This is a genomic window from Mesorhizobium australicum WSM2073 (assembly GCF_000230995.2).
Lineage (GTDB): Bacteria > Pseudomonadota > Alphaproteobacteria > Rhizobiales > Rhizobiaceae > Mesorhizobium > Mesorhizobium australicum.
In genome coordinates this window covers 5689079-5715213 of record NC_019973.1, presented here as the reverse complement: position 1 = coordinate 5715213, position 26135 = coordinate 5689079, and the positions used below count along the sequence as shown (strand labels likewise).

The 26135-nt window shown below is 59.4% G+C and carries 25 protein-coding genes and 2 pseudogenes; 18 read left to right on the top strand and 9 right to left on the bottom strand.

Going from position 1 to position 26135, the window contains the following annotated elements; translation table 11 throughout:
* Positions 1-11: 11 nt before the first annotated feature.
* The 4 genes and pseudogenes from MESAU_RS32420 to MESAU_RS32270 form a co-directional block, all read left to right on the top strand.
* Positions 12-384, top strand: a pseudogene (locus tag MESAU_RS32420) (IS66 family transposase); the annotation flags it as partial.
* 13 nt (positions 385-397) lie between these two features.
* Entirely contained in the window at positions 398-820 is a 423-nt protein-coding gene (locus tag MESAU_RS32020) for an IS66 family transposase (RefSeq protein WP_245262912.1), read from the top strand.
* 37 nt (positions 821-857) lie between these two features.
* Positions 858-1001 carry a transposase domain-containing protein gene (locus tag MESAU_RS32275; protein WP_245306699.1) on the top strand — a complete coding sequence of 48 codons (144 nt, stop codon included), beginning with the start codon at positions 858-860 and terminating at the stop codon, positions 999-1001.
* Between the two features lie 118 nt (positions 1002-1119).
* Positions 1120-1254, top strand: a pseudogene (locus tag MESAU_RS32270) (hypothetical protein); the annotation flags it as partial.
* 150 nt (positions 1255-1404) lie between these two features.
* Here the strand turns inward: MESAU_RS32270 and virG are convergent.
* On the bottom strand, positions 1405-2130 hold the full coding sequence (gene virG, locus MESAU_RS27560; protein WP_013533346.1) for a two-component system response regulator VirG: 726 nt from the start codon (positions 2128-2130) through the stop codon (positions 1405-1407).
* Between the two features lie 1233 nt (positions 2131-3363).
* Between virG and MESAU_RS27555 the strand changes: the two genes are divergently transcribed.
* The 11 genes from MESAU_RS27555 (at position 3364) to virB11 (ending at position 12786) form a co-directional block, all read left to right on the top strand.
* The gene (locus MESAU_RS27555; protein WP_013533344.1) at positions 3364-4137 is read left to right on the top strand and encodes a type IV secretion system lytic transglycosylase VirB1; all 774 of its coding nucleotides are present in this window, start codon (positions 3364-3366) and stop codon (positions 4135-4137) included.
* A gap of 74 nt (positions 4138-4211) precedes the next feature.
* Positions 4212-4517, top strand: a complete 306-nt coding sequence (gene virB2, locus MESAU_RS27550) for a pilin major subunit VirB2 (RefSeq protein WP_411908931.1) — start codon at positions 4212-4214, stop codon at positions 4515-4517.
* Positions 4517-4843, top strand: a complete 327-nt coding sequence (locus tag MESAU_RS27545) for a type IV secretion system protein VirB3 (protein WP_013533342.1) — start codon at positions 4517-4519, stop codon at positions 4841-4843. The genes virB2 and MESAU_RS27545 overlap by 1 nt, the downstream gene beginning before the upstream one ends.
* Entirely contained in the window at positions 4843-7212 is a 2370-nt protein-coding gene (gene virB4, locus MESAU_RS27540; protein ID WP_013533341.1) for a type IV secretion/conjugal transfer ATPase VirB4, read from the top strand. The genes MESAU_RS27545 and virB4 overlap by 1 nt, the downstream gene beginning before the upstream one ends.
* Before the next feature lie 12 nt (positions 7213-7224).
* Positions 7225-7908 carry a type IV secretion system protein VirB5 gene (locus tag MESAU_RS27535; RefSeq protein WP_013533340.1) on the top strand — a complete coding sequence of 228 codons (684 nt, stop codon included), beginning with the start codon at positions 7225-7227 and terminating at the stop codon, positions 7906-7908.
* Positions 7909-7966: 58 nt separating this feature from the next.
* Positions 7967-8854 carry a type IV secretion system protein gene (locus MESAU_RS27530; RefSeq protein ID WP_013533339.1) on the top strand — a complete coding sequence of 296 codons (888 nt, stop codon included), beginning with the start codon at positions 7967-7969 and terminating at the stop codon, positions 8852-8854.
* A gap of 22 nt (positions 8855-8876) precedes the next feature.
* Complete coding sequence (locus MESAU_RS27525) at positions 8877-9035, top strand: type IV secretion system lipoprotein VirB7 (protein ID WP_013533338.1); 159 nt, start codon at positions 8877-8879, stop codon at positions 9033-9035.
* Positions 9032-9745 carry a type IV secretion system protein VirB8 gene (locus tag MESAU_RS27520; protein ID WP_013533337.1) on the top strand — a complete coding sequence of 238 codons (714 nt, stop codon included), beginning with the start codon at positions 9032-9034 and terminating at the stop codon, positions 9743-9745. Before MESAU_RS27525 ends, MESAU_RS27520 begins: the two co-directional genes overlap by 4 nt.
* Complete coding sequence (locus tag MESAU_RS27515; RefSeq protein ID WP_013533336.1) at positions 9742-10623, top strand: TrbG/VirB9 family P-type conjugative transfer protein; 882 nt, start codon at positions 9742-9744, stop codon at positions 10621-10623. Before MESAU_RS27520 ends, MESAU_RS27515 begins: the two co-directional genes overlap by 4 nt.
* Complete coding sequence (gene virB10 / locus MESAU_RS27510) at positions 10620-11762, top strand: type IV secretion system protein VirB10 (RefSeq protein ID WP_013533335.1); 1143 nt, start codon at positions 10620-10622, stop codon at positions 11760-11762. Before MESAU_RS27515 ends, virB10 begins: the two co-directional genes overlap by 4 nt.
* Positions 11746-12786, top strand: coding sequence for a P-type DNA transfer ATPase VirB11 (gene virB11 / locus MESAU_RS27505; protein ID WP_013533334.1), 1041 nt, complete (start codon positions 11746-11748; stop codon positions 12784-12786). Before virB10 ends, virB11 begins: the two co-directional genes overlap by 17 nt.
* Before the next feature lie 118 nt (positions 12787-12904).
* On the opposite strand, the gene MESAU_RS27500 is transcribed toward virB11, so the two are convergent.
* Together MESAU_RS27500 and MESAU_RS27495 are read right to left on the bottom strand one after the other, a co-directional pair.
* Positions 12905-15349 carry an ATP-binding protein gene (locus MESAU_RS27500; RefSeq protein WP_013533333.1) on the bottom strand — a complete coding sequence of 815 codons (2445 nt, stop codon included), beginning with the start codon at positions 15347-15349 and terminating at the stop codon, positions 12905-12907.
* 171 nt (positions 15350-15520) lie between these two features.
* Positions 15521-16273 carry a carbonic anhydrase gene (locus MESAU_RS27495; RefSeq protein ID WP_013533332.1) on the bottom strand — a complete coding sequence of 251 codons (753 nt, stop codon included), beginning with the start codon at positions 16271-16273 and terminating at the stop codon, positions 15521-15523.
* Between the two features lie 983 nt (positions 16274-17256).
* On the opposite strand from MESAU_RS27495, the gene MESAU_RS27490 reads away from it, so the two are divergent.
* Both MESAU_RS27490 and MESAU_RS27485 read left to right on the top strand, forming a co-directional pair.
* Entirely contained in the window at positions 17257-17589 is a 333-nt protein-coding gene (locus MESAU_RS27490; protein ID WP_013533331.1) for a helix-turn-helix domain-containing protein, read from the top strand.
* Positions 17586-18872: a type II toxin-antitoxin system HipA family toxin gene (locus MESAU_RS27485; protein WP_013533330.1), complete on the top strand. Its 1287-nt coding sequence runs from the start codon at positions 17586-17588 to the stop codon at positions 18870-18872. Before MESAU_RS27490 ends, MESAU_RS27485 begins: the two co-directional genes overlap by 4 nt.
* 75 nt (positions 18873-18947) lie before the next feature.
* Here the strand turns inward: MESAU_RS27485 and MESAU_RS27480 are convergent, their stop codons facing one another.
* On the bottom strand, positions 18948-20594 hold the full coding sequence (locus tag MESAU_RS27480; RefSeq protein WP_013533329.1) for an MFS transporter: 1647 nt from the start codon (positions 20592-20594) through the stop codon (positions 18948-18950).
* 184 nt (positions 20595-20778) lie between these two features.
* Here MESAU_RS27480 and MESAU_RS31355 point away from each other — a divergent pair, with 184 nt between their 5' ends.
* On the top strand, positions 20779-20919 hold the full coding sequence (locus tag MESAU_RS31355) for a hypothetical protein (protein ID WP_155767326.1): 141 nt from the start codon (positions 20779-20781) through the stop codon (positions 20917-20919).
* Positions 20920-20929: 10 nt separating this feature from the next.
* Here the strand turns inward: MESAU_RS31355 and MESAU_RS27475 are convergent, their stop codons facing one another.
* Genes MESAU_RS27475 through bioB form a run of 5 tightly spaced genes read right to left on the bottom strand, consistent with a single transcriptional unit; the run spans position 20930 to position 25953 of the window.
* Positions 20930-21913: a beta-ketoacyl-ACP synthase III gene (locus MESAU_RS27475; protein WP_172832176.1), complete on the bottom strand. Its 984-nt coding sequence runs from the start codon at positions 21911-21913 to the stop codon at positions 20930-20932.
* Entirely contained in the window at positions 21910-23175 is a 1266-nt protein-coding gene (locus tag MESAU_RS27470) for an adenosylmethionine--8-amino-7-oxononanoate transaminase (RefSeq protein ID WP_013533327.1), read from the bottom strand. Before MESAU_RS27470 ends, MESAU_RS27475 begins: the two co-directional genes overlap by 4 nt.
* Positions 23175-23810: a dethiobiotin synthase gene (gene bioD / locus MESAU_RS27465; protein WP_013533326.1), complete on the bottom strand. Its 636-nt coding sequence runs from the start codon at positions 23808-23810 to the stop codon at positions 23175-23177. The genes MESAU_RS27470 and bioD overlap by 1 nt, the downstream gene beginning before the upstream one ends.
* Positions 23807-24946, bottom strand: coding sequence for an 8-amino-7-oxononanoate synthase (locus MESAU_RS27460; RefSeq protein WP_013533325.1), 1140 nt, complete (start codon positions 24944-24946; stop codon positions 23807-23809). Before MESAU_RS27460 ends, bioD begins: the two co-directional genes overlap by 4 nt.
* Complete coding sequence (gene bioB, locus MESAU_RS27455) at positions 24943-25953, bottom strand: biotin synthase BioB (RefSeq protein ID WP_013533324.1); 1011 nt, start codon at positions 25951-25953, stop codon at positions 24943-24945. Before bioB ends, MESAU_RS27460 begins: the two co-directional genes overlap by 4 nt.
* Positions 25954-26135 lie beyond the last annotated feature (182 nt).

Sequence of the window (26135 nt, the reverse complement as noted above, 5' to 3'; positions counted from 1 at the left end):
CGAGATGGCTAAGGATCGGCGAGGATGTCAGCGAGCGGCTCGACGCGATCCCGGCGCAGTTGCGCGTGCTGGTCACGCGCCGCCCGAAATACGCTTGCCGGCGCTGCTCGAGCGCGGTCGTGCAGGCGCATGCGCCCGAGCATATCGTGCCCGGCGGTCTGCCGACCGAGGCGCTAATCGCCCAGGTCATCGTCGCCAAGGTCGGTGATCATTTGCCGTTCTACCGGCAGGCCGAAATCTACGCCCGCCAGGGGCATCCAACTGGATCGCGCCACACTGGGCAATTGGGCAGGCCGGGCCTGCTTCGATCTCAAGCCGATAGCCGAGCACATGCGCCGGCGTCTGGCTGACGCGGATCGCCTGTTCATTGACCCTGTGAGGGCTATGACCGGCTGACATGCCTGGAACGGCCGCAAGGACCGTGACTGCTCGTCCATTGCTGGAGCCGCCTGCGCCGACGGTTTGCGAGCTGGCGCGTAACACCAAGTCCCCGATCGCCGAAGCGGCGATACGCCGGATCGCGGCGTTCCACGCTATCGAGGCAACAGTGCGCGGCGCATCGCCTCAAGCCCGGCTTGCCGCTCGACAGGATTATTCCGCGCCGATCATCGCCGCCCTGAAACCATGGTTGGACAAGCAACTGTCGATGATCTCCTCCGGCTCCAGGTTGGCCGAAGACATCCGCTATGGGCTCGCTCACTGGGAGGGGCTCACCCGCTTCCTCGACGACGGCTGGCTCGAGCTCGACATCAACCCAGTCGAAAACGCCATCCGTCCAGTATGCTTTGATCAGAAAAAATGCTCTGTTTGCTGGCCATGAATTTGCGCCCGAAAACTGGGCACTGCTCGCATCCGTCGTGGCCACCTGCAGGCTCAACGACGTCAATCCCGTTGCCTACCTCGCCGAAACTCTCGACGCCATCATCAACGGCCATCCGCAGAGCCAGATCGAGGAACTCATGCCCTGGCGATTCCGGAAAACGTCAAGCCCAAATCCATAGGCGATCGGCGAGGCGCTTACGCTCGACAAGGCGATTCACACTTCTCAAATTGGGTCTCTCGCGCTTCGTTGGGAGGGTCGCATCGCGATCGGCAGCAACACCGTCGAGCGCTCAATCCGTGCGATCGGGCTCAAACGACAAGAACGCGCTCTTCGCTGGCTCGAACTGCGGTGCCCAAACAAGGGGCGATGATTGCATCGCTGAGACCCGCAAGCTCAATGGTGTCCAGCCACTCGGCTATCTCGCCGCCGTCCTCACCAGCATCGTCAACAGCCATCCCAACAGCCAGATCGACGACCTACGCCTTTGGCCTGTACCCCGGCGCCGAGCTAAAGGCCGTGGCCTGAGAACACCGCTTTGGCTTGATCACCCTCCTCGTCAGCAATTGCCAGAATCGCCCCTGTCACGCGGCCAAGGTGCCTCCGTAGCTAACGTCCACGTCAGCGTTGAAGAAGTACCCCGCACCACGACTCGTCTTGACCAGGCGAGGATTGGCCGCATCAGCCTCGAGCTTCCGGCGCAAGCGCAAGATCAGGACATCGATACTTCGATCGTAGACCTCTTCACCACGCACACGGCTCGCGAGCAAAAGCCGTTCTCTGGATAGTACACTGCGGGGGTTCTCCAGGAACGCGATCAGGAGATTGAACTCACATGCGGTAAGCTTGACCTCGCCACGCTCTGCACAGATCAGCCGCCGCTGTTTGACGCTGAGCTTCCAAGCTCCAAACCGGAATGAGCGATGATCTTTCGTTCGCGGACTGGAAATGCGCTGGCGTAGCGCTACGCGAATGCGGGCCAGGAACTCGCGCAGGCCGAAAGGCTTGGGAATGAAATCGGTTGCGCCGAGCTCCAGTGCAACGACTTTTTCGGCCTCATCGAGCCGGTCGCCGCTGATCACTATGATAGGCAAATCCGATTTTGTCGCCAGCTTGCGGACGATCGCAAGCCCATCCTCACGGCCCAGGTTGAGGTCAACGACCACGAGGTCGACCGGCTCATGAGATAGAACGTGGTTGAACTGCTTGCTATCGTTGACTGCAGTCACCTTCAACGCATGCATCATGAGATACTCGGCGATGAGGCGTCGCATTGCGGCATCATCGTCAATGACAAGAACATGTTTCAACGGCTCACCTTCAATCTTGAATCCCCTTGATTCCAAAGCTGTTGCCCGGCAACCTTCTGGACCAACCCACCACAGCTGCCCCTGCTGCCACGCGCCGTTGCGTGCGGCCAATGTGAGGCCGTTGCTCGTCCTGGTCTTTCATCCACAGCCAAATGACCGCATCAAGTCAGTCCGTGACCAGGAGACCAGGTCCAGTCGCCGGCATGACCCTGCCGTGCGATCCTTCAGCTCTAGCTCGAGCTCACCTGCTGGCCCGGCAACAGCACTCGACTTCGACGGCACGGACGCCCAGTTTCCTGCCGTGTCCTTGAGTCGCCGCGGTTCTGGCGATGGCGGAGCTGCATCAACTCGAAATCCTGCCGCTCGTGCGTCCGGCTCCGAAGCGGTGGCGGAGCGCGGCGTTTGATTGATCGCAGAGGCGGTGGGCGCAAGAGCGGCCGTGTCGCTGCTGTAGCCTTGGGCCATGGTATGTCTCCTTCCAAGCGAGTTCTTCCCGGGGGGAGGGGCCGGCGTTCCAAACCCTGGTCCGCGCGACCGGCAGGTCGGTTGCGGTTACGGTTCCGAGCTAGCATTATCAGTTGAACGCGACACCTCCCTTTGAGCTGGTCACTATTCTTGTCGGCAGCGGCCTCGGACGCCGCCAAATGGGGTGCGGCTCGCCGAACAGCTGAATCAGGCTCGCACCAAGATGGGCTGCGCTGCTGCGTTTCCGCGCCCCGCGGACGGCCCCCTCCAGCCAGCGCAGACGAGCTCGCGATGTCAACCGATGGACCTGCCCGTGCAGGGCCACGCATGGCTGTCTCTTAAAGAACTGGCAGCATACCGCAACGTGGGGACTGGCGCCTTCTTCGGCCCTCTCGCTGGACCGACCCACGGCATCCGCAGCCTGGACTAGCCTCGATGCTCTCCTTGATTCGACCTTGGCAGAAGATTCCATCACCATCCTGCCGCCGAAGCCGCGGCTTACAGTCCAAAAGCAACAGGCGACCGGGACGGGCAATCCCGCACAGGACTCGTCGCACCAAGATCCTTTGCATGTCGCTGCTGGCTAATCGGATCCGCCAACCCGCGCTTGCGCAAGATGCTCACCCACACTGCCACGATCAAGGTCTTTGTTTCAGTTGAAGCCGAAAAGCTGAACTTGAACATCACACAGTAACAAACCGCCCCGATAAGCGTGTTCCGGACAGGGCCAGAACCCGTCGGGCAGCTTGGAAAGGTAGGTGATAGGGAATGTTTATTGCAGTTTGGCCGCTGGCCATCGTTCTGTTGACATCCATGTCACTCCCAGCCGAGCCCGCCCCACTTTCGCCCCGTGAGTTCCACCGCCTGTCACGCAAATGCGCTCCCTGGGTCGCGCCGTCCACCCTTGCCGCGATTGCCAAGATTGAAAGTGGCTTTGAAACGCTGGTGGCTCATGACAACACCACAGGTGAGCAGCTTCGCTGGATAGACCACCTGCAAGCCACGCGGGGCATCAAGGACCGACTCGAAGCACAACATTCCGTCGATGTTGGATTGATGCAGATAAACAGCAACAACTTTCCCACGCTCAATCTCACGCCGGAAAAGGCTTTCGAGCCCTGCGCCTCGCTTTCGGCCGCCGCCCACTTGCTTGAAAGCCGGTATGCCGGCGGCGCGACTGCCCCGGCGCAGCAACTGGCGCTTCGCCGTGCCATCTCGGCCTATAACACGGGTGACGTCACGCGTGGCTTTGCCAACGGTTATGTACGCAAGGTCGAGTTGGCCGCAAAGGACATGTCAGAGACAACGCAGGAGCCGACCGCCCAAGATGCGCCACACCTTGAGGCACCGGGTCGGAAAGCAGTGCCGCCTCTGCTCCAACTGAACCAAAAGGCCAACCAAAAGCAGCCCCGCCAAAATTCCTGGGCCATCTGGGGCTCCTATCAGACAAACCGCTCCGGGGCCGATCCCTCCGGTCCGACAGACAGCCAGGCTGCCGATGAGCGGGAACCCTCGAATCCGAACAAACTCGTATTCGATTGAAACATGGAGATACAATGATCAAGCCACTCAAAATACTTCGTGCGCTTAAAACGCGTGTTCCTTCGCCTTTTTCCATGCTGCGAATGGCGGCTGAATACGCGCCGGCCGCTGCTGCGGGCGTGGCGTGGACGGTCTTCTCCAGCGGGCCGGCCGCGGCACAGGTGACCGGAGGGACGGATCCCGCCAAGATGGTCCAGAATATCTGCACCTTCATACTTGGTCCCTTCGGACAATCACTGGCCGTGCTCGGACTCGTGGCCATCGGGATCTCCTGGATGTTCGGTCGTGCTTCACTTGGCCTGGTTGCGGGTGTCGTTGGAGGAATCGTCATCATGTTTGGCGCCAGCTTCCTGGGCAAGGCGCTGATAGGCGCTGGCTGATGAGCGACCGGCTGGAAGTGAGCACCCTCTATGTGGCGGCGACACGCCCCGCACTGTTTTTGGGGGTGCCGCTGACGCTGGCCGGAGCGCTCATGATGTTGGCGGGACTCGTCATCATCATCCTTAAGAACCCGCTCTATGAAGTCGTGCTCGTGCCACTCTGGTTCGGAGCACGGCTGATTGTTGAGCGCGACTATAACGCCGCAAGCGTGGCGTTTCTCTATTTGCAGACCGCCGGCAGAAGCGTGGATGGGTCGGTCTGGGGCGGGGCGAGCGTCAGCGCCAATCCGATCAGAGTGCCGAAGCGCGGAAGAGGAATGGTGTGATGTTTGGCGCCAGTGGCAGGACCGAGAGATCTGGCGAGATCTACCTTCCGTATGTCGGTCATCTGAGCGACCAGGTTGTCCTTCTGGAAGATGGATCGATTATGGCCATGGCACATCTGAACGGGCTGCCATTTGATTTGGAAGACGCTGAGATGCGCAACTCGCGCTGCCGCGCGTTCAACACTCTCTTGCGCAACATCGCCGACGACAATGTCACGCTGTACGCCCATCTTGTGCGAAACAACGATGTGCCGGAGCCGGCATCGCGCCAGTTTCAAAGTGCATTCGCTGGCAGTCTGAGCGAGGCGTATGAGAGCCGTGTGCTGTCGGGCAAGCTATTTCGCAACGACCATTTCCTCACTGTCGTCGTGTTCCCCCGCACCGCAATCGGCAAGATCGGCTGGCGTAGCGCCAAATCGTCCAGAGGCAATGACAACGATCTGGCCACACAAATGCGAAGCTTGGAGGACCTCTGGCAGATCATTGCTGGCTCACTGGGCGGTTACGGTCTGCGCCGGTTGGGCATTCGTGAGAAAGGCGACGTGCTCTTCACGGAAATCGGTGAGGCGCTTCGGTTGATAATGACGTGCCGGTTTCTTCCGGTTCCGATGGTTAGCGGCTCACTCGGCGCCTCGATCTACACTGACCAGGTCATCTGCGGGAAGCGGGCGCTTGAGATTCGACGGCCCGGGGGCAGCTCGGTGGGGTCATTGTTTTCGTTCCGTGAATATCCGGCGACGACGCGGCCCGGCATGCTAAATCCCTTGCTGTCGGCCAACTTCCCGCTTGTGCTCAGCCAGAGCTTTTCCTTCCTCACTCGGCCCCAAGCTCATGCGAAGCTTAGCCTTAAGTCCAGCCAGATGACGAGCGCCGGCGACAAGGCTCTCACCCAGATCAATGAACTTGCCGAAGCAGAGGACGCACTGGCAAGCAACCAGTTCGTCATGGGTTCGCATCATCTGAGCCTGTGCGTCTATGCCGAGAGCCTCAACAGCCTTGCAGATCGCGCAGCAAATGCCCGCGGAAGGCTGGCCGATGCGGGCGCCGTTATCGTCCAAGAGGGTATCGGTATGGAGGCCGCGTACTGGTCCCAACTTCCGGGGAACAACAGGTGGCGCACACGCCCCGGGGCGATCACCTCGCACAATTTTGCCGGGCTCGTGTCATTTGAGAACTTCCCAAACGGTTCCGCATCCGGCCACTGGGGCAAAGCTGTTGCGCGCTTTCGCACGAACGGTGGAACTTCTTTCGACTACATCCCCCATGAGAATGACGTTGGCATGACGGCGATATTCGGGCCCGTCGGCAAAGGCAAGACGACGCTGATGACCTTTATCCTCGCGATGCTTGAGCAAAGCGTGGTCGATCGCGATGGTGCCATCGTCTTTTTCGATAAGGACCGGGGTGGTGAACTGCTGGTGCGGGCCACGGGGGGGACATATCTAGCCTTGCGCAGAGGCGCTCCGAGCGGCTTGGCCCCTCTGCGTGGACTGGACAACACCTCCGCCTCGTTGGACTTTCTGCGCGAATGGTTGATGGCCCTTATCGAGAGTGACGGCCGCGGTCCGATCTCGCCGGAGGAAAGCCGCCGACTAGAACGTGGCATTGTTCGTCAACTTTCGTTCGAACCCGTGATGCGCTCAATTGCGGGCCTGCGCGAATTCCTGCTGCACGGCCCCTCCGAGGGCGCAGGAGCACGGCTGCAGCGGTGGTGTAGAGGGAATGCGCTTGGATGGGCCTTTGACGGCGATGTCGACGAAGTAAGGCTTGATGCCTCCATCACCGGCTTCGACATGACGCAGCTCCTGGAATATGAGGAGGTCTGTGCGCCGGCCGCCGCATATCTTCTGCACCGCGTGGGCGCCGTTGTCGATGGCCGTCGGTTCGTCATGAGCTGCGACGAATTTCGCTTCTATCTGCTCAACCCGCAGTTCTCGGCTGTTATCGACAAGTTCTTGCTCACCGTCCGCAAGAACAACGGGATGTTGATACTTGCAACGCAGCAGCCCGAACACGTGCTGGAATCGCCGCTGGGAGCCAGTCTCGTTGCACAATGCATGACGAAGATTTTCTACCCGTCACCGACTGCGGACCGGGCCGCGTATGTCGATGGCTTGAAGTGCACCACGCAGGAGTTCGAGGCGATCCGCCACGGAATGGCAATTGGCAGCCGCAAGTTTTTGCTCAAGCGCGACAGCGGGAGTGTTGTTTGCGAATTCGACCTTGGCCAGATGCGCGAGTACGTAGCCGTACTCTCGGGGCGGGCCAACACCGTGCGCTTTGCCGACCAGCTTCGTGACCAGCACGGAGATGCCCCAAGCGGGTGGCTCGACGAGTTCATGGCTCGTTACCACGAAGTTCAAGACTGAAGGAGCATATTCATGAGATTTGCCAAACTTGTAGTGACGACGTTTGCTGTTTCCTTTCTGCTTAGCACACAGGCCAGGTCGCAATTAATCGTCACCGACCCGGCAGTGACAGTACAAGCGGGCCTAACAGCGGGTTCCACAGCGGCGATGCTTATAAAGTCAGCTCAGACGCTCGCTACCACGATCGAAATGGTAGAGATACTGAAGTCGTCATTTGCTGTCACGGGTCTGCTGGGCGCACTGAACCAGGGAAACCACTACCCATCGAGCAATAAGCTGGAGGGGCAGATGTTTGATGCTCGGGCGCCGGTTTCGACCATGGCGCGTACCATTGTGCAAGACCCAACCCGGAGAGTCACCGGCACCGATTCAGAAGCGAAACTGTTAGAGGGGCAAATCACTGGTGCCGCCAATGCGGCAGCTCTTGCAGCCGACACTCTGGACACAATGGACAAGCGCCTTAAGGCTAACGACAACACGCCTGGTCAGCTTTCGCGCTCGCGAAATATTGTGCAGGCCACCGTGACCAACGGTCTGGTCCTCAAGCAGATTCACGATGCGGTCATCCAAAATGTCGAGGCCACGAGTCTGCTGACGATGACCACTGCACAAGGCAGCCTTCACGCCGTGGAGGAGGCCGCCACGCAGCGTCGCGAGCGCCAGGACACCGCCAAGATGTTTGGCACACTGCCGTGAACCACGCAGAGTTCGTCCGGCTCAACTGGGCTGATCAGGGACAAATCAGGCTCAGGCCATGAATTTCAAGATTGCCGCGCCATTCACGGCCATACACACGATCTTTGATCTGGCCTTTACCTCAGGGCTGCACAACGTGCTTGAAAAGATCCAAGAGGCGGTCAGCGCACCTCTGGTTGCGTGTGTAACGCTTTGGATAATAATACAAGGCTGTCTGGTCATGCGTGGTCAAGTCGATGCGCGCGGGAGTATCTCGCGCGTAATCATGGTGTCGATTGTCGTTGCCCTGATCTTGGACCAGTCTAACTACCAGCAGTACATTGAAGCGTTCTTCGACGACACGATTCCAAGATTTGCTCACAAGATAAGTAGCAGCGACTTGCCATTCGTCGATATTCCTCGGAAGCTAGACTTTATGTTTGCTGCAAGCCAGTATGCTTTTCAGATGATTGCTTCCGAAATTGGGACAATGAATGGCCAGGACATACTTGCCTTCCAGGGAGCGCAATGGATTTTCTACGGCTCGCTGTGGACGGCGTTCGAGATCTACGATGCCGTTGGAATTCTGACGAAGCTGCTCTTGGCGATCGGCCCCCTGGTCCTTGTCGGCTACCTTTTTGATCGCACGCGAGACATGGCCACCAGATGGATCGGCCAACTGCTCTCGTACGGGCTGCTGCTTCTCCTTCTCAACATCGTTGCGACGATAGTTATTGCGGCCGAAGCAGTCTCGCTGACAGCAATGCTTATCATAATCAAAATGTCGGGCACGACAGCAGCCAAGATCATCGGGCTTTACGAGCTCGATATGCTCTTCCTCGCTGGCGACGCTCTGATCATCGCGCTTCCGACGATCGCCAGCAGCATCGCCGGCGGCTCTTTGGCAGGCGAGAACCGACCTCTTAGCAACCTCAACCGCTACTTTGCCAAAACGGCGGGTGGTTAATCAATCAACCGGTGCCAAAAACATGAAACGCTATCTACTGTTGCTAATCCTCGCTTTGGCGGCCTGCAAGACAACCGATCGGCTTGCGACCTGCACGGGTACGCCATTCCAACTGAACGCGGGACAATGGGAAACCACTCCTGAGGATCTTCAGGTCGAGTGCGCGGAAGAGCCCAAGTGAAATTTCCTGAACATGCCCTTCTGGTGGAGAGAGAAACGCTAGCCGCTCACTATAAGAAGGTGGAAGCGTTTCAAACTTCTCGAGCGAAGTCTGCGCGGCGCTTGTCAAAGGCGCTTATAGCCTTTGCCGCAGCGGCGGTCCTGGGAAATGTCGCCCAGGCATTTACCATCGCTGCCATGGTCCCGTTGGCCAAGCTCGTACCTGTGTTCCTCTGGGTGCGGCCGGACGGTACCGTTGACAGCGAAGTGTCAATCTCTCGACTGCCGGCAACCCAAGACCGAGCCGTCATAAACGCTTCGCTATGGGAATATGTACGCCTTCGCGAGGGCTACACGGCAGATACAGCCCAATACGCCTATGACCTCGTCTCCAGTTTCAGCGCACCTTCTGTGCAACAGCAATATCAAGATTTCTTCAACTATCCCAACCCCACCTCGCCGCAGGTCACGGTTGGGAAGCGCGGCAAGCTCGAGGTCGGGCATATTTCATCAAATGACATCAGTCCCGACGTTCAGCAGATCCGATACAAACGTACGCTTGTTATCGATGGGCAGACGCCGATAGTGACCTCCTGGACTGCTACCATCCGCTACGAGCGCTTGACGGGTCTGCCTGGGCAATCGAGGCTCACCAATCCGGGAGGTCTACTCGTCACATCCTATCAAGCCTCGCAAGACACCGTATCGAACCTGGGCTTCGTGCAGCCATGACAAAAAGAGCATTTCTGGCGCTGGCCTGTTCACTCTTCCTGACGATGGAAGCGTGCGCCGAAGACACGCCACTTGCCGGCAAGCATGATGCTCGGATGCGCTACCTGGCTTACCGCCCCGACGAAGTGGTGCGCCTATCGACCGCAGTTGGGGCAACGCTGGTTGTCACATTCGCGGCCAACGAGACCGTCGCAGCCGTGGCCGTTTCCAATAGCAAAGACCTGGCTGCGCTCCCGCGCGCCAATTATCTCTTTTTCAAGGCTAGCCGGATGCTGTCGCCGCAGCCGGTCGTCGTGCTGGCCGAGAGCGAGTCCGGTACCCGCAGATACGTCTTCAGCATTTCAACGAAAGCGATGCCAAAACTCGATGAGAAGCAACCAGATCTATACTACAGTGTGCAGTTCACCTATCCTGCTGATGAGGCTGCTGCTCGGAGAAAGGAAGCAGAAAGGCGCTCAATTCTTGGCCAGGCCCGGGCGAGAGTGCTGCAAGACGAAAGAGTTCGGGATTTGTTGAATCGGCCCGCCGCAGCTGCCAGTCCGGACGACAGCAATTTTCACTACGTCGCAAAGGGCGATCGGTCGCTCGCGCCGTTGGAAGTCTTCGATAATGGCTTTACGACCGTATTTGGATTCGCAAGCAATTCCCGCATACCCTCCCTCTACGTTATCAATCCCGACGGCAAGGAAGCCGCTGCCAATTACACGGTCAAAGGCGACTATGTTGAAGTATCCGCCGTCGCCCGGGAATGGCGTCTGAGAGATGGCAACACGGTCTTGTCCATTTTCAACAGAGCTTATGACCCTGTGGGACGAGCGCCAGCGACCGGTACAGTGACACCCGACGTGTGGCGTGTTTTGAAAGGCTCGGGACGATGAATGAAACCGGTCCACAGGCGGGACATGATGTCCATGCATCCGGATCGATGGTCTCGGAGCCGGCCCGCCGGCATGTTTCGGGATCGCAGAAGTTGGCCGTCGCTGCTCTTGTTCTCATCTCGTCTCTATCGCTCATCTGGCTCGGAGGTCGTTCCAGCACACAAGACGAACCATCTCAGCCAAAACCGCCAATTGACGCCAACGTCGAGCCATTCCGTCCCGTGCCAATCGAGGTTGCTCCCGAACCTCCAGCACCCGCAGAGGCGGCCAAGGCGGCAGAGCCTGCGCCATCCACGCCGCCCCTACCAGCGGCAGATGATCCGCCGCCGGAGGAATCACCAATTTTCGCCTACAGCGGCAGCGGTCAAATGCCCAATGACGATCAGCGGAGCGAAGACAAGCAAAATGATGCTCCGGCGACCGCAGATGAGATTTCAAACGGTGGCGATCTGTCAGGCCGATTGAAGCCAGATATACAGGAGCCGAGCCGGGCCACACTTTTGCCGCACCCTGATCTCGTGATTACTCAAGGAACGATCATTCCCTGCATTTTGCAAACTGCGGTCGACACAAATTTACCCGGCTATGTGAAGTGCGTCTTACCTAAAGCCGTCCGAGGCGCCACCAACAACGTCGTGCTCTTGGATCGCGGGACAACCGTGATTGGCGAGATCCAGCGCGGTCTCCAGCAGGGGGATGCGCGTGTATTCGTGCTGTGGACGCGCATCGAAACACCCGACCATGCCCTCGTTTCGATAGCATCGCCGGGGGCTGACGAGCTCGGCCGCTCCGGAATGCCTGGCACGGTGGACAATCACTTCCGGGAACGCTTTGGCGGAGCGATTCTGATGAGCGTCATCCAAGGCGCGTTTCAGGCGGCTGGTCAATATGCGGCCAGCTCTGGCGGAGGAAGCGGCACCAACAGCTTCCAGAGCAATGGTGGACAAGCCGTCGAGACGACATTGAGAGCGACGATCAACCTTCCCCCAACCCTGAAGAAAAACCAAGGAGACGCCGTATCCATCTTTGTGGCTCGGGACCTCGACTTCTCGGATGTATACGATCTTAGAGCGACTGCCGCAGCGCCATCCCCCCAACATCGCGAACGCCGGAGAAACAACAATGCAATCGGAGGCTGATCCTCAATTGCGTTTGCTTCTCGATCCCGTTCTGAAATGGCTTGAGGAGCCAAGAACCGAAGAGGTCGCTATCAACCGGCCTGGGGAAGCCTTTGTCCGACAGGCCGGCGTTTTCACGAAACATCCACTGCCGCTGTCTTATGACGATCTGGAGGACATCGCGATCCTCGCCGGAGCGCTGCGCAAGCAAGATGTCGGACCGCAAAGCCCCCTCTGCGCGACTGAGTTGCCGAACGGAGAGCGGCTGCAGATCTGTTTGCCCCCCGCAGTACCCTCAGGAACAATAAGCCTGACGATACGGCGTCCCTCAAGTCGTGTGACCGAACTCAAGGAAGTTTCTTCTCGCTACGAGTATTCGCGTTGGAATCAATGGCGGTCACGAAAAGAGCGCCAAGAGCGGCAGGACGAAACGATTCTTCAGCACTACGACCATGGTGACTTGGAGCAATTTTTGCGAGCCTGCGTCTGCGGGCGGCTCACAATGCTGCTTTGCGGACCTACTGGAAGCGGCAAAACGACAATGAGCAAGACTTTGATCAACGCTATACCCCCGCATGAGAGGTTGATCAGCATCGAGGACACGCTCGAACTTGCAATCCCGCACGAGAACCATGTCCGCTTACTCTATCCAAAGGACCGAGCAGGCGCAGGGGCGGTGACGGCCGAGCAACTGTTGCAAGCCAGCTTGCGCATGCGCCCTGATCGAATATTGCTTGGCGAGATGCGCGATGACGCCGCTTGGGCCTACCTTAGTGAAGTCGTCTCCGGCCATGCGGGATCGATATCAACGATTCATGGGGCTGATCCGGTACAAGGTTTCAAGAAGCTCTTTTCACTCGTCAAGAGCAGCGCGCAAGGAGCCGCTGTCGAAGACCGCACGCTTCTTGACATGCTGTCGGCCGCCATTGACGTCATCATACCGTTCCGTACCCAAGGCGACGTGTATGAGGTAGGAGAGGTATGGCTCGCCGCCGATGCCCGGCGACGGGGAGAGACAGTAGCCGACCTTCTCAACAAGCACTAAGGCTGGAACAACGTCTCGGGATCGGTAAGCCGGTGTCGACGCGTCATTCTGTTCTGCTTCGATATCTTTTTGACGGGCCTTCTCGCAGTGGTTGGATAGGCTGAGCGATTCGGCGGTATCATGCCATCATCATTGTACGAACCGCATGCGCCATTGTCCGGGACGAGACCGGCTTCGCTAGCCAAAGGACGAGGGCCTGATTAGCGGATATGACCGGCATGGAGTCGATTTGGCCGACGACTATGACAGGCACCGTCATGAGGGTGGGGCATACGGATTCGGCCTGTCCTCGCTCCAGGAAAGGCGTTCTACCTAAAATCACCAGGTCTGCTGCCTTCCCGCTTTCGGTCCACTCGCAAAGACCTTCGAGGGTCGCGAAGCCGACCGGCTCATAACCCAGCGCGGCGATCTGGTCCCTGTAGATCTCCAACTCTGCTGGATCGGGCTCCACGACTGCAACGATTTCTCCGTTGCCAAGTGATCCGTCGTACCGACCGAAAGCGATGTCAGCGCTGACTGGCTCCTCGTCGGAGGCCGGTAGGTAGATATCAAACCGCGTCCCTCGGCCAACAGCCGACGTGACATCAAGGCATCCTGCGAGCGCGCTCACGTGCCTGTCAACCGCAGCAAGACCCAGCCCGGTCCCGCCGACGACAGAGCGCGTGGTAAAAAAGGGCTCAAAGACATGCGGAAGTATCGAACTTGCGATTCCTGGGCCATCGTCGCTGATGGAGAGGAGAACGTAATCTCCAGGTCTCAGGGTGCCCTGAGCCAGCGACTTGGTTTGGCGCACCTGGGCGCGAGAAACGCTGACCTCGACACGGCCCTCGTTCAAGACAGCCTCCGACGCGTTCTTGCATAGATTCATGAGGATCTGCTGTATCTCGGTTGGGCTGCCCTCGACCACGGTTTGCCACTCGTTGACCTTGAAGTTCAACTGAACATCCGACCGAACTGTGACCCGCAGCAATGGCGCAAGATCCATGACAATTTCGGAGACGTTGAATGGCACTGCCACGCGCTGTCGGTTTCGGCTTAGTGACAGAATCTGGTCGACGATCAGCTTGGCTCGGTGTCCAGCTAAAATGATCTGGTCGATGTGATTACGGATTCTGGAGGGGCGACGCACAAGGCTTTGGGCAATCTCTGAATAGCCGATTATTGCCCCTAAAATGTTGTTGAACTCATGTGTAACGCCGCTTGCGATCGTGCCCACGGTCCTCAGCCTTTCCACATGCTCCCATCGACTCACCAGAAGGTCGCGTTCCGTATTTATACGTTGCAGTTCAAGATGGTTGCTCAAACGCACAATGGCGCTGGCAAGAACCCGCAGGTCGTCTGCTGAGGGGAGTGAGCGATCTCCTTCAAAAACAAGGATGCAAACCACAACCTGCTGATCGGAAGCCCTGCAGGCAACAATTTGAAAAACACCGGAAAGCCCTAGGGCGGTCCGAACGACGCGAAACACTGGCCGTCCGGCTCGGACAAGTGAAACGACTTCATCAATAAGCGCCACGTTCCAGACGGGTGTGTACGTGTTCGCCACAAAGCACTCGGTATGCCTGCTGAGACTCGGATCCACCAGTGCGAGCGCGCATTGATCCGCATCGAAAACGCGTTGAACGACTCTGAGCGCTTCTTCGGTGGAAAAGCGCGCCGAGGCGTCCTTTGCTTTACTTTCGTTGAGCCGAGTTTCGATCTCACTCATTGCCTCTTCAAGCTCCAACCGCCTTTTCAGCCGGTTCGTCCGCAGAGGCTGCCTGGAGAACCGAATGATCGCAAATATGCAGAGGCACATGGACACCAAACCGAAGAAAAGTCGCGTGCGCTGCGCTTGCGCGCTGGCCAAGCTGTAGCCTTCCAGGTGCTCTCGCTCCAGTTCGGCGGCCTTGGAGAACGTGTCCGGAGATGCGATCTGATCGGCAGCTTCGTCCAACCTCCATGAAGAAGATAAGGCAGCTCCAGCCTTGCTCAGAACGAGCCTCGGTTCAGCCGAAAGCACGATCAGCATCGAAAGTTCAACCATGCTCGACGGTGCCCCCCCAAGGCGACCAATCGAGCGAGCTAGCTGCGCAAGACAGCTTTGCATGAGCTGATTTTGTTCGACCAAGACTGAGACGGCAGCCTTTTTGCTTTCGATCGAGTTTATGAGCTGCGCGAGCAATCTGGATTGCTCTGATCTCTCATCGGAGGAAATCTCGAAAGAACGTTGCAAGTTTTCACGAGTCTTTTGCAATGCCTGTCCGGTAGAAGCAACCGAACGGTAGTCCAATGTCATATCCGTCCCAGCGCGGACGACGTCGCGCCGGAGCAATGCGTCATTGATCTGAATCGTTCGCAGCTGGCTTAGAACCGCGTGATCGATCTGCGGGGGCTGGCCCTGCGTCCCGACCAAGAGCGCAATCGAGGTGGCTAGGGCGATCATAATTGCTTTGTCGGAACTGAGCCATGTTTCCCAGGGAAACGGCGTTTGATCCGCGATGGACCCCTTGCGAAGGTCTGACATGAATTCCAGTTCATGGGCTCGGTATGCGGCCGGATGCTGCTGGAACAGGAAAGCCACGCCTACCTCTCCCCCTTATGAGAATGGCTTAACACCGTTACCGAACTTGGTCCTGGTCCGCTTCCAGCGCGAAATAAGCGCCCAAAGCGCCTACGCGACGCGGAGCACATCCTTATGATCTTGAAAGCAGATCAACATGACGCGCAGGCGGTGCTTCGACCTGTTACGGCGTCAGCTTAGGCCCAGGATGAAGCGCCGATTGGGCGCGCGGATAGGGCGCGTGTTTCCGGGATATAGCGAGGTAAATCGCTCTATATCTGCTGGGTCGACATCAACCGGTTCCGTCGCCACCATCCAGTCGACGTTTTCCGTGCATGGCGGCGTCGTCAAAGATCCTTCATATGTCCAGTAGCCAAGAGAAGCCGGCAGAAGCTCGTTGGGGTCGACGTCATCGACGGCTGCCTCTTCGCCTGACGTTGCAGGAAATGCGGCAGCAAGCCTGGCAAAGCTGGCATTTGTGGCGCCTGGCTTCAGAAACACGCCCAAAACACCCACAGTATCGCTGTTGCGGTCCTTATGGACAAAATGCGCTTCCATCGGGAAACTCTTACCTGCGACGTGGTGCTCGCTTGGTGCATGGAAATGGAACTCTAGCAGCTCATAGACACGATCCCCCCGAGTGAGCGTGCTGCCTTGCGGCAGGTTGATCTGAATGGTGTGGCCGTTGTTCACCATTCTGCCGCCGCCCCGGTGCCAACCTATGGCGATGTGCGGAATATCCGCTTTGACCGCGCCCCTGATATCGACCGGCGATTGCTGCATGCCCGCCGAGCAGACCAAATTCGTCTGGTCCAGATGCCCCCATTGTTCGGGGCCGACCGGGCCGGCATATCCCCATTCGGTGCTGGCCGCCCGCGCGGCTTCAGCGCAAATGGGACAAGCGCCGAGTGCAACGAATCCTTTGATCAGATTACGACGGTGCATATTGCTGTGGCTCCTACTGAACACTTCAATTTGGCGTGGCATGGGAACTGCGGGCGCAGCTGTAATGTGGGCGACAGGGCCGAACAGTTCGGCACGCCACCATCGCGGCCTCAGGGGCGACCGACGGTCCCGCGCACGGCCGTGCTCGCCGGCTACATGCGGTTGTCGCAGCTATTTTCCCCCGGTAGAGGATAGTCCCAGCTACCCGGCTGTATCCATGCTCATTGTCTCCACGACCGCCTTTTGCCGTTCGGCTGCAGATCACATTGGCAACTCCACCGAAGATGGCAGCACCCGGGCCGCACTGGGCAAGCGATTCCACTCAACAACTCCGATGGCCCCACCAGGCCAACTGACGCTTCATATTCATCATCGAACAGCCAGAGAAATCGATTGCTTAGATAAAGAAGCATCCATGACGTGGATGCATACATTGCCATTGCCCAATTTGCGGTGCTGCTTGGGACGCGCCGGCTACGGAAAGGAGGGTCCGCCATTTCCCGACGACAACAACGCGGCTGAGAACTGGGCGAGGTGGAAAGAAATTTGAGTAGACCTTATGAGGTCTTAAGTGGTCCGATTTCGGTCTCCTGGCCCGTCCAAGTCTTAAACGTGACACGCGTGTTGCTCTGCCAGGTCGGCCGAACTTCCGCGGTTCGTCTAGTCGCATAAGGGGTCGACATCTTCGATGCCGACAGCTTTTGTTCGCGATGAAAGGTCACGACAGCGTGCCCGCTCAGGGCGAGCAATCTGGAATTGAGCCAAGCATGGCCCGCTCGGTTCGCACCGGCACATGCGCATCGTCCGCAGCTCACCTAACGCCGAATGGGGATCGGGTGATGTATGCTCACGAGATTGGCGCATCTGGTGCAGGACGATATCTTTTGGGGGGCGGGTACAGTCTGGCCAACTCTCGACAAATCCCGAATTCGGACTTATATAAAAGACCTAAAACTAGTTAAGGTCGTTTTTATGAGACAAAAATGCGCTCGACGGTGACCGACACATTGCCTCCCAAAGTCAAGCGGGCGCTCGGCAAGCTGGGCGCCGACATCGCGCTCGCCCGTAAAAAGCGCAGTTTGACCGTAATGATGATGGCGGAACGACTCGGCATCGCAAAGAGCACCTATCTGAAGATCGAAAAAGGAGACCCGACAGTTGCTATGGGGGCTTATGCCATGTCCTTTTTTGTTCTGGGTTTTGACGACGCTCTGACTAAAATCGTCGACACCCAGCGCGACGAACAAGGCCTGCTCCTCGACGCCGAACGTTTGCCCAAAAGGGTAAGGGTGCGGAAGTCGACCGGTGCAACATGAGACGTTCTATTGCTGTTCACCTCGACGAGGAAGCGACGCCACTGGGCACGTTGCGCTATGATCAGCAGGGTTCGCGCGAGAGCGCTGCTTTTGAATACGATGCGAGCTGGCTGAAAGCAGCGGACGGATTCTCGATCGAACCCGGTCTGCCACTCGTCACTGGCCCTCAATTCCATCGAAAGAGCGGCGACGGATCCGTGTTCCACAACGCGATCGCCGACACTGAGCCGGACGGATGGGGTCGGCGTGTCATCCAGCGCGACCACGCCAAGCGTCGCCAAGAGGCGCGCCGGGCGGGAAATGTCGCGGAAACTCGGCCTCTGAATGCGATGGATTACCTCTTGGCGGTGGACGACATGAGCCGCATTGGTGCGTTGCGGTTGAAGGACGAAGAAGGGCGCTACCAAAGAGCGGCGGAAGAGGGTCGACGCACCACGCCGCCCCTCATCGAGATCGGTCAACTCCTCGCAGCTACGCACGCCGTCGAGACCAACACCGAGACGGCGACGGATCTCGCCTATTTGCGTGGACGTGGCACGTCCCTAGGGGGCCTTCGCCCGAAATGCTGTGTCGTCGACGATGACGGACGCCTCGCTATCGGTAAGTTTCCGAGCGTTGCCGATGATCGATCTGTCACAAAAGGCGAGGTGCTCGCCATGATTCTGGCCAGAAAAGCCGGCGTAGAGGCTGCTGAAACACGTTTGATCGACAGCGACGGCGCTCCTGTCGCGCTCATCCGGCGCTTCGACCGGACCCCGAACGGAAATCGACTCATGTATGTCTCCGCCGCCACCATGATCGGCGCGGAGTCAGGGGACGCTGGCGAGCATAGCTATACTGAACTCGTCGATATGCTTCGTCGGCACGGCAGCCAGCCAGCCGCCGACATAGAAGAGCTTTGGCGGCGTATCGCCTTCTCAATCCTTATCACCAATGTCGATGACCACCTCCACAATCACGGCTTTATCCATGTGGATCGCGGGCAATGGCGCTTGGCGCCTGCCTTCGACATCAACCCATTCCCCGAGCGTGTGCGAGACCTGAAAACCTGGATATCGGAGGAAACCGGGCCTGAAGCGAAGATCGACGCGTTGATGTCCGTCATTGCTTATTTCCGGATCAAGACCGATCGAGCAAAGACCATCCTCGCAGAAGTCGAGAGGGCGGTCTCCACATGGCGTGAGGAGGGGCGGGCGCTTGGGATGACCCACCAAGAACTCGATAGCTTCGCTGACGCGTTCGAACATCGCGAAAGGCAAGCCGCCCAAAGGGCGCTGCAATAACGGGTGAATGCGCCCTTGTTCCTCGGGAACTGTGCCTCAAGTCGTCTGCTCCGATCCGCTCGTTTTGTGCTCACGTCACCTCGGAGGGCGAGAAAAGAGTGTTGGGGAACGGGTACGCGCGGCCTCAGTCGTGCGTTCGATGGAAAGCACTGTGTGAGGAGAATCCTCCCCATCATGCAGTGACAGGAGATGATCACCGATTTCCTTATCCGCTGCCGTGAGCCGATGATTCAGGCGTAGAAAGTCCATCCAGGTTGGCGTGCGGAATGTCTCTGTCCAAATCGAAGGCGTTTGAAGATTGCGCTGCAGTGTCCAGTTTCGCGCACCGGCACGGCTCTGAACATGCCGCCTGGCGCGCATGTAGCCCAGAAAGGTCTCGATATTCTCTTCGGGTATCCGATACTCCACCTTGACCACTATGGGTCCACTTCTGGGCTTCAAGTCGAGTGCCAGCTCCGGCGGGCGAAAATCCGAACTTTCCTGATCCGTTTCCTCCCATGGACCGACGGGAAACAGCATTCCCGCAGCCGCAACCAGCAACAGAGCGCCTGCGGCGCCCTCCAAAGCCCAGCCTAAGGAGTAGTTCTGTGCGACAGTACCCCAGATCCAGCTGCCAGCCGCCATCCCGCCTGCGCTCAAGGCGTAGTAGATCGACAATGTGCGGCCGACCACCCATCTGGGGCTTGCCAGTTGCACCGACACGTCGATCCCAGTCCAGGTGATGAGCCAACCCGCGCCGCCAAGTGCCAGCGAAACGGCCGCCACGGGGACCGATGATGTGAGTGCAAGCGAAAGGCAACATGCCGCACAAGCGACGGAGGCGAAGGACACCAGCCTGTTTTGAGACGTGATCCGCCTTAGAAAGCTATTGCTCATGCCCGCAATGAAAGCACCCATCCCGAAGCCGGCCAGCAAGATGCCGTAGATAATCGGGCCGCTCTTCAGCTGGTCCCGGACAAATAGAGGCAGCAATGCAAGGATGGAGATGCTTGCCAGGCCGAAAAGGGTTGCACGGGCAATCGCTGCCCTGATCTCCAGGGACATCACAGTGAAGCGCACTCCGTCGTGAATTGCCATCGTCATGCGTTCACGAGGGAGAGGGGAAGTGCGAACGTTCCATCGTGTGCGCCATATCGCGGTTAGCGGCGCCAGATCACTCAGCGCTGCCAAGGCGAAAGCGGCAAGCGGTCCAAGAAATGCCAAGACCACGCCCCCCAAAGCCGGACCAACGCTGCGCACAATGTTGTATCCTACGGACATCAGGGTGACCGCGGCCGGGATGTCCCTTTTGTGAAGGATATCGCCAACAGATGCGTGCCAGGCCGGATCATTCAAGGCAAAGCCGCAGCCGGCCAGGAAACCCAATGCGAGAATTAGCCATGGACTGGCAAATCCCAGACCCACGGATATCATCAGCGTCGTTGAAGCCAATGCTATCAGGCAGTGCCCCGCAAACATCACCCATCGGCGGCTGAAATTGTCGGCAATGGCTCCGGCAACGATTGAGAGGAGGAACACCGGCAAGGTGGATGCAGCCTGCACGAGCGCAACCATCAGGTCCGAAGCGGAAATAGTGGCCATCAGCCAACTGATGGCCACCGTTTGCACGAGCCAGCCCAGGCTGGAAATTTGTGTGGCGGTCCAGATCGAGCGAAACACCGGGTTTCGAAAGGGAGCGAGCGTTGCTGAGGCAGGCAGATGGGTATTGTTTTCGGACTGCATGATCATTGCCTTCGAGGGGCCGCTTGTTCAATTCTCGGCTGCCGGTGCTGCCGCTACAATATTGATCTATGGACCAGAAGGGCCGGACTTATCGACCAGGAGGACTTCGTCGAGGTGAGGAGGGGTGATGAACTCTGCTGGCTCCGCTCTCCCATGCTGGCGCCGACAACCCGGAAAGACAGCATTGCCGATCGTGCTGATCGACAGAATCGTCTGCAACTTTGATCGCTCTGGCCTGACCACGCCAGCGCCCATGAAGCTTGCCGGCGACCATTTTTTCGTGCGCCCGTTCGTTCGTGTCATCGGTGACGGATCCTGTGCATGACCGCGTACGGCTAAATTCCTATGACGAGTGCGCCTCCGCTGAGACCGGCACCGGCCGCCGCAAGAAGAATCTTTTCGCCTGGCCGAAACGGCTGCACCCGATGCGAAAGCGAGAGCGAGAGCGGGATCGTCGCGGCCGAAGAGTTGCCGTAGTCGGCAATCGTCTTGATAATTGCATCATCCGCTATGCCCAGATTCCTGCCGACCGCATCGAAGATGCGGGCATTGGCCTGGTGCGGCACGAAACGATCGATCTGGTGCGGCGGCATTTGGGCGGCCCCGAGCGCACCTCTCGAGCAGTCAGTCATCATCTCTACAGCCCTGGCGAACACTTCACGCCCGTCACTGATGGTCATCCGGGTTTGCTCGAGGTCCAGCTCGCCATGAAACGGCGTGTTGCTTCCGCCGGCGGGAATCTGGATCAGCCCGTAGCGCGAGCCGTCCGAGGCCAGCGCCGCGCCGAGAATGCCTCGGTCCGGCTCTTTGCACGGGGCAACCACCACCGCGCCGGCGGCATCCGCAAACAGCACCGCGCTTGCGCGCTCGGCCGGATTGATCCGGCGGCTGAGGATATTGGCGGCAATCACCAAGCTCGCTTTGCCATGGAGGCGGGTGAACCCATCCGCCAACATCAAGGCATAGATGAAGCCGGCGCAGGCGCCCGTCAGGTCAACCGCACCGGCGCGGTCGAGTCCCAGCCGGTGGGCCACCAGCGGCGCGCTCGGCGGCAGTAGATGGTCGGGCGTGGACGTCGCCAGCAACAGCAGGCCGATATCGTCACGCTCGACACCGGCATTCGCCAGCGCCATGTCGCCGGCGCGCGCGGCAAGGCTCGATAATGTGTCTTCGCCCGTTGCCCAGAAGCGCGACCGTATCCCGGTGCGCCGCTCGATCCAGCCGGGTTCGAGCCCGAGACGACCTTCGATTTCCGCGTTCTCGACCTTGCGCGCCGGCGCGTGATGACCGAAGCCGACGATGCGCGACGACCGGTTCATGATCGCGAACCGAAGCATTCGCCGGCCTCCTCTATGGCGTCATAGAGCCCGTCCAGTTCGTCGCCGGTGATGCAATAGGGCGGCAAAAGATAGAGGACATTTCCGAGCGGGCGCACCAGCATGCCACGCTCGAGGAAAAAAGCGCGCAGTTTCGGCCCGATCTCCGCCAGATATCCGGCCGAGCCGGTGCGCAGATCGAGAGCTAGGATCGTGCCGTTCGCTCGGCTCTCGGTGAAGAAGGGATTGTTTTGGAAGCGTTGCAGGCCAGCGGCCTGTCTCGCACTTAAGGCCGCAATCCGCTCGGCGACCGGCTCGCATCGCCAGACCTCGACATTGGCAAGTGCGGCCGCGCAGGCGATCGGATTGGCGGTGTAGGAACTTGAGTGGAAAAAGGTCTTCTTTCGGTCCACGCAATAGTGGGCCTGGAAGATGGCATCGCTGGCGAGCGTGGCTGCCAGCGGGACGGCGCCGCCAGTCAAGCCCTTCGAGGTGCACAATATGTCCGGTGAGATCGATGCCTGCTCGCAGGCGAATATGGTTCCGGTGCGCCCCCAGCCGGTCATCACTTCGTCGGCGATCAAGAGCGTGCCGGACGCTTCAGCGATCCGCTTCAATTCCGCCAGCACCCAGGCCGGATACATCAGCATGCCGCCGGCGCCAAGCACGAGCGGCTCGATGATGAGCGCGGCGGCGCGGCGGTCAAGAGACAGGGTCTCGAAACGATCCAGCGTTTCCTGCTCGCGCCCCGCGGCCGGAAAAGGAATGGTGTCGACCTCGAACAATAGCGGTTCGTAGGCGGCATTGAACACGCCCCGGGCGCCGACGCTCATCGTGCCGATCGTGTCGCCATGATAGCTGTGTTCCATGGCGATGATGCGCGAGCGCGGCGCGCCTATGTTGCGGAAATAGCCGAGTGCCATCTTCAGCGCGACTTCAACGCTCGTGGAGCCGCTGTCGGAATAAAAGACCCAGTCGAGGCCTGGCGGTACCATTTCGATCAGCGCCGAGGCCAATTGCTCTGCCGGCTGATGGGTGAGGCCGGCGAAGATCACCTGGTCAAGCATCCCGGTCGCGATCCGGATCGCTTCCATGATCCGTGGCTGGCGGTGGCCGTGTGTGACCACCCACCAGGAGGAGATTGCATCAAGGATACGCCGTCCGTCATTCGTCTGTAGCCAAGCTCCGTCGGTGCTGACGATCGACGGGATGGGCGGCTCGATCGCATGCTGGGTGAATGGATGCCAGACGCGCGACCGCGACATCATTCGCCTCCGGCAATCTGGGCGAGGTCGAAGCCGGCAACCATCGCCTCTCGCAGAGTTTCGCGCGTGAGTGGAGCCAGGTGCGGCAGTCTGCCGAGCCGACGCACCGCGCCGAACTCGGTGATTGTCCTTTGCGTATCGGCCGCCTCTTCACCGATGAAGACAACGCCGATCAGCGGGATGGAGCGAGCCCGCAGGGCTTCGATGGACAGCAGAGTGTGGTTGATGGTGCCGAGCTCGGTGCGGGCGCACAGGATCACCGGCAGCCGCCATTCAGCGAAGATGTCAATGAATCTTGTCTGTCGGTTGATCGGCACCATCAGTCCGCCGGCGCCTTCGATCACCAGCGGTGTGGGCAGGACCGGAAATGCAAGATCGGCAGCCTCGATCGAGACACCGTCGATCTCGGCTGAACGGTGCGGCGACAGCGGGCTCTTCAAGCGGTGGGCTTCCGGCAGCACGCGCCCAGATGGCAGGCCCGCGAGCCGTTCGACCACCTCACTGTCGGTCTCCTCATCGAGACCCGATTGCACCGGCTTCCAGTAGAAGCCGTCGAGCAGACCTGCGAGCCCCGCGGCGAAAACCGTTTTGCCAATTCCGGTATCGGTTCCGGTGACGACGATGCGTTTGCTCATGCCGTGGCCAACACTTCGGCAAGCGTCTCGACCATCGCCGCAATGTCAGCCTCGCCGACATTGAGCGTCAGCGAAATGCGCAGCCGCGAGGTACCCTCCGGCACCGTCGGCGGACGAATGCCGCGTAAGTCGAAGCCGCGAGCCTGCAGAGCCGCCGCGATCGCCATGGTGCGCGCCACGTCTCCAATGACAAATGGCTGTATCTGCGAACCGCTGGGCTTGGCTCCGCAATGCTCGGCCAGTTGCCGGCTTGCAAAAGCAACGTGCTCGTGCAACTCAACGCGGCGCATCGGCTCGTCGACCAGCATTGCGAGCGCTTCGCGCGCAGCCACTGCCATCAGCGGCGATGGTGCGGTGGCATAGATGAACGGCCGGCAGCGATTGACAATATACTCACACAGCACTCGCGGCCCGGTGACGAGCGCGCCCGATGCACCGAGTGCCTTGCCGCATGTATGGAGAGCCATGATGTTGTCGCGGCCCTCGAACGACGCGGCCAGCCCGCGGCCCCCCGGTCCCCAGACCCCGGTGGCATGTGCCTCGTCGACCAGTATGAAGGCCTCGTGCCGATCGGCAAGCTCAATCAGGCTCTCCATCGGCGCACAGTCGCCGTCCATGCTGTAGAGGCTTTCGACCGCGATCCAGATACGGCCAATGCCGCCCTCGGCGCGCCAGCGCCGGATCGCATCCTCAAAAGCATCAATGTCATTGTGCGCCACCAGCCTGAACTCGGCGCGTCCGGCCCGCGCCCCTTCATGCATGCTGGCGTGCGCGAGTTCATCGAGGATCAAGAGGTCGCCCTTTTTCACCAGGGTGCTTAGCAGGGCGAAGTTGGCGATGTAGCCGCTGCCGAAGAACAGCGCCCGCTCGGCACCGAAGAAGGCGGCAGCGTCTGACTCCAACGCCTCATGCTCCGGCGCGTTGCCGCGTAGAAGCCGCGATCCGGTAGCGCCGACCGGGGTGCCCCGCTGGATTGCCGCCGCGACTGCATCGCCAAGCCTCTTTGAGGCGGCAAGCCCGAGATAATCGTTGGACGAGAAGTCGAACCCGACCCGCGGCGCCATTGCGCGCAGCCGGTCCTTGCGTGCCAGCCTCTGCAAGGTGGCTTCATAGCGGGCGAGCGGTGGCTCGTTCATTTCGCCTCGCATTGCATCGGTTCGATGCCCAGACGCTTAAATAGACGCGTATCCTTGTCCTCTCCGGGATTGTCTGCAGTCAGCAGCGTGTCACCGACAAAAATGGAATTGGCGCCGGCAAAGAAACACAGCGCCTGGGTCTCGTCGCTCATACTTGTCCTGCCGGCGGAGAGCCTTACATAGGACTTCGGCATCATGACGCGGGCGAGCGCAATCGTGCGGATGAAATCGATCGGATCGATGGGGTCGGCATCGGCAAGCGGTGTCCCCCTGATGGGGATCAGCATGTTGATTGGTACGCTTTCCGGCGGCTCGGGTAGGTTCGCCAGCGTTACCAGCATGTCGATGCGATCGGCCCTTTCCTCTCCCATCCCGACAATGCCGCCGCAGCAGACCTTGATCCCAGCCTCGCGCACGCGCCCAAGCGTTTCCAGACGGTCGGCAAAGGTCCTGGTCGAAACGACCTTGCCGTAATAGCGCGCGGACGTGTCGATGTTGTGGTTGTAGTAGTCGAGACCGGCCGCTTTCAGGCGCTGCGCCTGGCTGAAGTCGAGCATGCCGAGCGTCATGCAGGTCTCCATGCCGAGCGCCTTCACGCCTTCGATCATGGCGAGCACGGCGTCCATGTCGCGGTCTTTAGGACTGCGCCAGGCAGCGCCCATGCAATAGCGGGTTGCTCCAGCATCTCGTGCCTTGGTCGCCTCCTCGATCACATGATTGACCTCCATCAGCTTCGATGCCTTCAGGCCGGTTTGGTGATGCGCAGACTGGCTGCAATAGCCGCAATCCTCCGGGCATCCGCCGGTCTTGATGCTGAGCAGCCGCGACAGCTGCACCCGGTTGCGATCGAAGTTCTGGCGATGGATGGTCTGGGCCAGGAAGAGCAGATCGTTGAACGGCATGCCGTATATAGCCTCGGCCTCTTTGCGGCTCCATCGGGCTAGTGCTTCCTGCATCGACTGCGTGGCATAGTCCGAGTCGCATTCCTCGTTCATTCCCGTCATCATCGTCAAAGCCTCTATTGCTGATCAGCGATCGCACTCACCAGTCCGCCAGTGGCGAGCCCCTTCCGAAAGGCTGTCGGCGCAACATTCGGACACCGGAAATATTGAAGGGTGACCCATGTAGCGTGCTCTTTCGCGCCTCTTTGATACGCGTGTAGCCCGAGCGCGTTGCTCCTCATTGTGTC

Bases quoted from the DNA above. Each gene is read 5' to 3' on its own strand.
- virB4 (WP_013533341.1), top strand. From the start codon at position 4,843: ATGTTTGGCGCCAGTGGCAGGACCGAGAGATCTGGCGAGATCTACCTT.
- MESAU_RS27485 (WP_013533330.1), top strand. From the start codon at position 17,586: ATGAGACGTTCTATTGCTGTTCACCTCGACGAGGAAGCGACGCCACTG.
- MESAU_RS27460 (WP_013533325.1), bottom strand. From the start codon at position 24,946: ATGAACGAGCCACCGCTCGCCCGCTATGAAGCCACCTTGCAGAGGCTG.
- MESAU_RS27555 (WP_013533344.1), top strand. From the start codon at position 3,364: ATGTTTATTGCAGTTTGGCCGCTGGCCATCGTTCTGTTGACATCCATG.
- MESAU_RS27490 (WP_013533331.1), top strand. From the start codon at position 17,257: ATGCGCTCGACGGTGACCGACACATTGCCTCCCAAAGTCAAGCGGGCG.
- MESAU_RS27480 (WP_013533329.1), bottom strand. From the start codon at position 20,594: ATGCAGTCCGAAAACAATACCCATCTGCCTGCCTCAGCAACGCTCGCT.
- virB10 (WP_013533335.1), top strand. From the start codon at position 10,620: ATGAATGAAACCGGTCCACAGGCGGGACATGATGTCCATGCATCCGGA.
- bioB (WP_013533324.1), bottom strand. From the start codon at position 25,953: ATGATGACGGGAATGAACGAGGAATGCGACTCGGACTATGCCACGCAG.
- bioD (WP_013533326.1), bottom strand. From the start codon at position 23,810: ATGAGCAAACGCATCGTCGTCACCGGAACCGATACCGGAATTGGCAAA.
- MESAU_RS27545 (WP_013533342.1), top strand. From the start codon at position 4,517: ATGAGCGACCGGCTGGAAGTGAGCACCCTCTATGTGGCGGCGACACGC.
- MESAU_RS27475 (WP_172832176.1), bottom strand. From the start codon at position 21,913: ATGAACCGGTCGTCGCGCATCGTCGGCTTCGGTCATCACGCGCCGGCG.
- MESAU_RS27530 (WP_013533339.1), top strand. From the start codon at position 7,967: ATGAATTTCAAGATTGCCGCGCCATTCACGGCCATACACACGATCTTT.
- MESAU_RS32020 (WP_245262912.1), top strand. From the start codon at position 398: ATGCCTGGAACGGCCGCAAGGACCGTGACTGCTCGTCCATTGCTGGAG.
- MESAU_RS27535 (WP_013533340.1), top strand. From the start codon at position 7,225: ATGAGATTTGCCAAACTTGTAGTGACGACGTTTGCTGTTTCCTTTCTG.
- MESAU_RS27470 (WP_013533327.1), bottom strand. From the start codon at position 23,175: ATGTCGCGGTCGCGCGTCTGGCATCCATTCACCCAGCATGCGATCGAG.
- virB2 (WP_411908931.1), top strand. From the start codon at position 4,212: ATGCTGCGAATGGCGGCTGAATACGCGCCGGCCGCTGCTGCGGGCGTG.
- MESAU_RS27525 (WP_013533338.1), top strand. From the start codon at position 8,877: ATGAAACGCTATCTACTGTTGCTAATCCTCGCTTTGGCGGCCTGCAAG.
- MESAU_RS27495 (WP_013533332.1), bottom strand. From the start codon at position 16,273: ATGCACCGTCGTAATCTGATCAAAGGATTCGTTGCACTCGGCGCTTGT.
- MESAU_RS27515 (WP_013533336.1), top strand. From the start codon at position 9,742: ATGACAAAAAGAGCATTTCTGGCGCTGGCCTGTTCACTCTTCCTGACG.
- virB11 (WP_013533334.1), top strand. From the start codon at position 11,746: ATGCAATCGGAGGCTGATCCTCAATTGCGTTTGCTTCTCGATCCCGTT.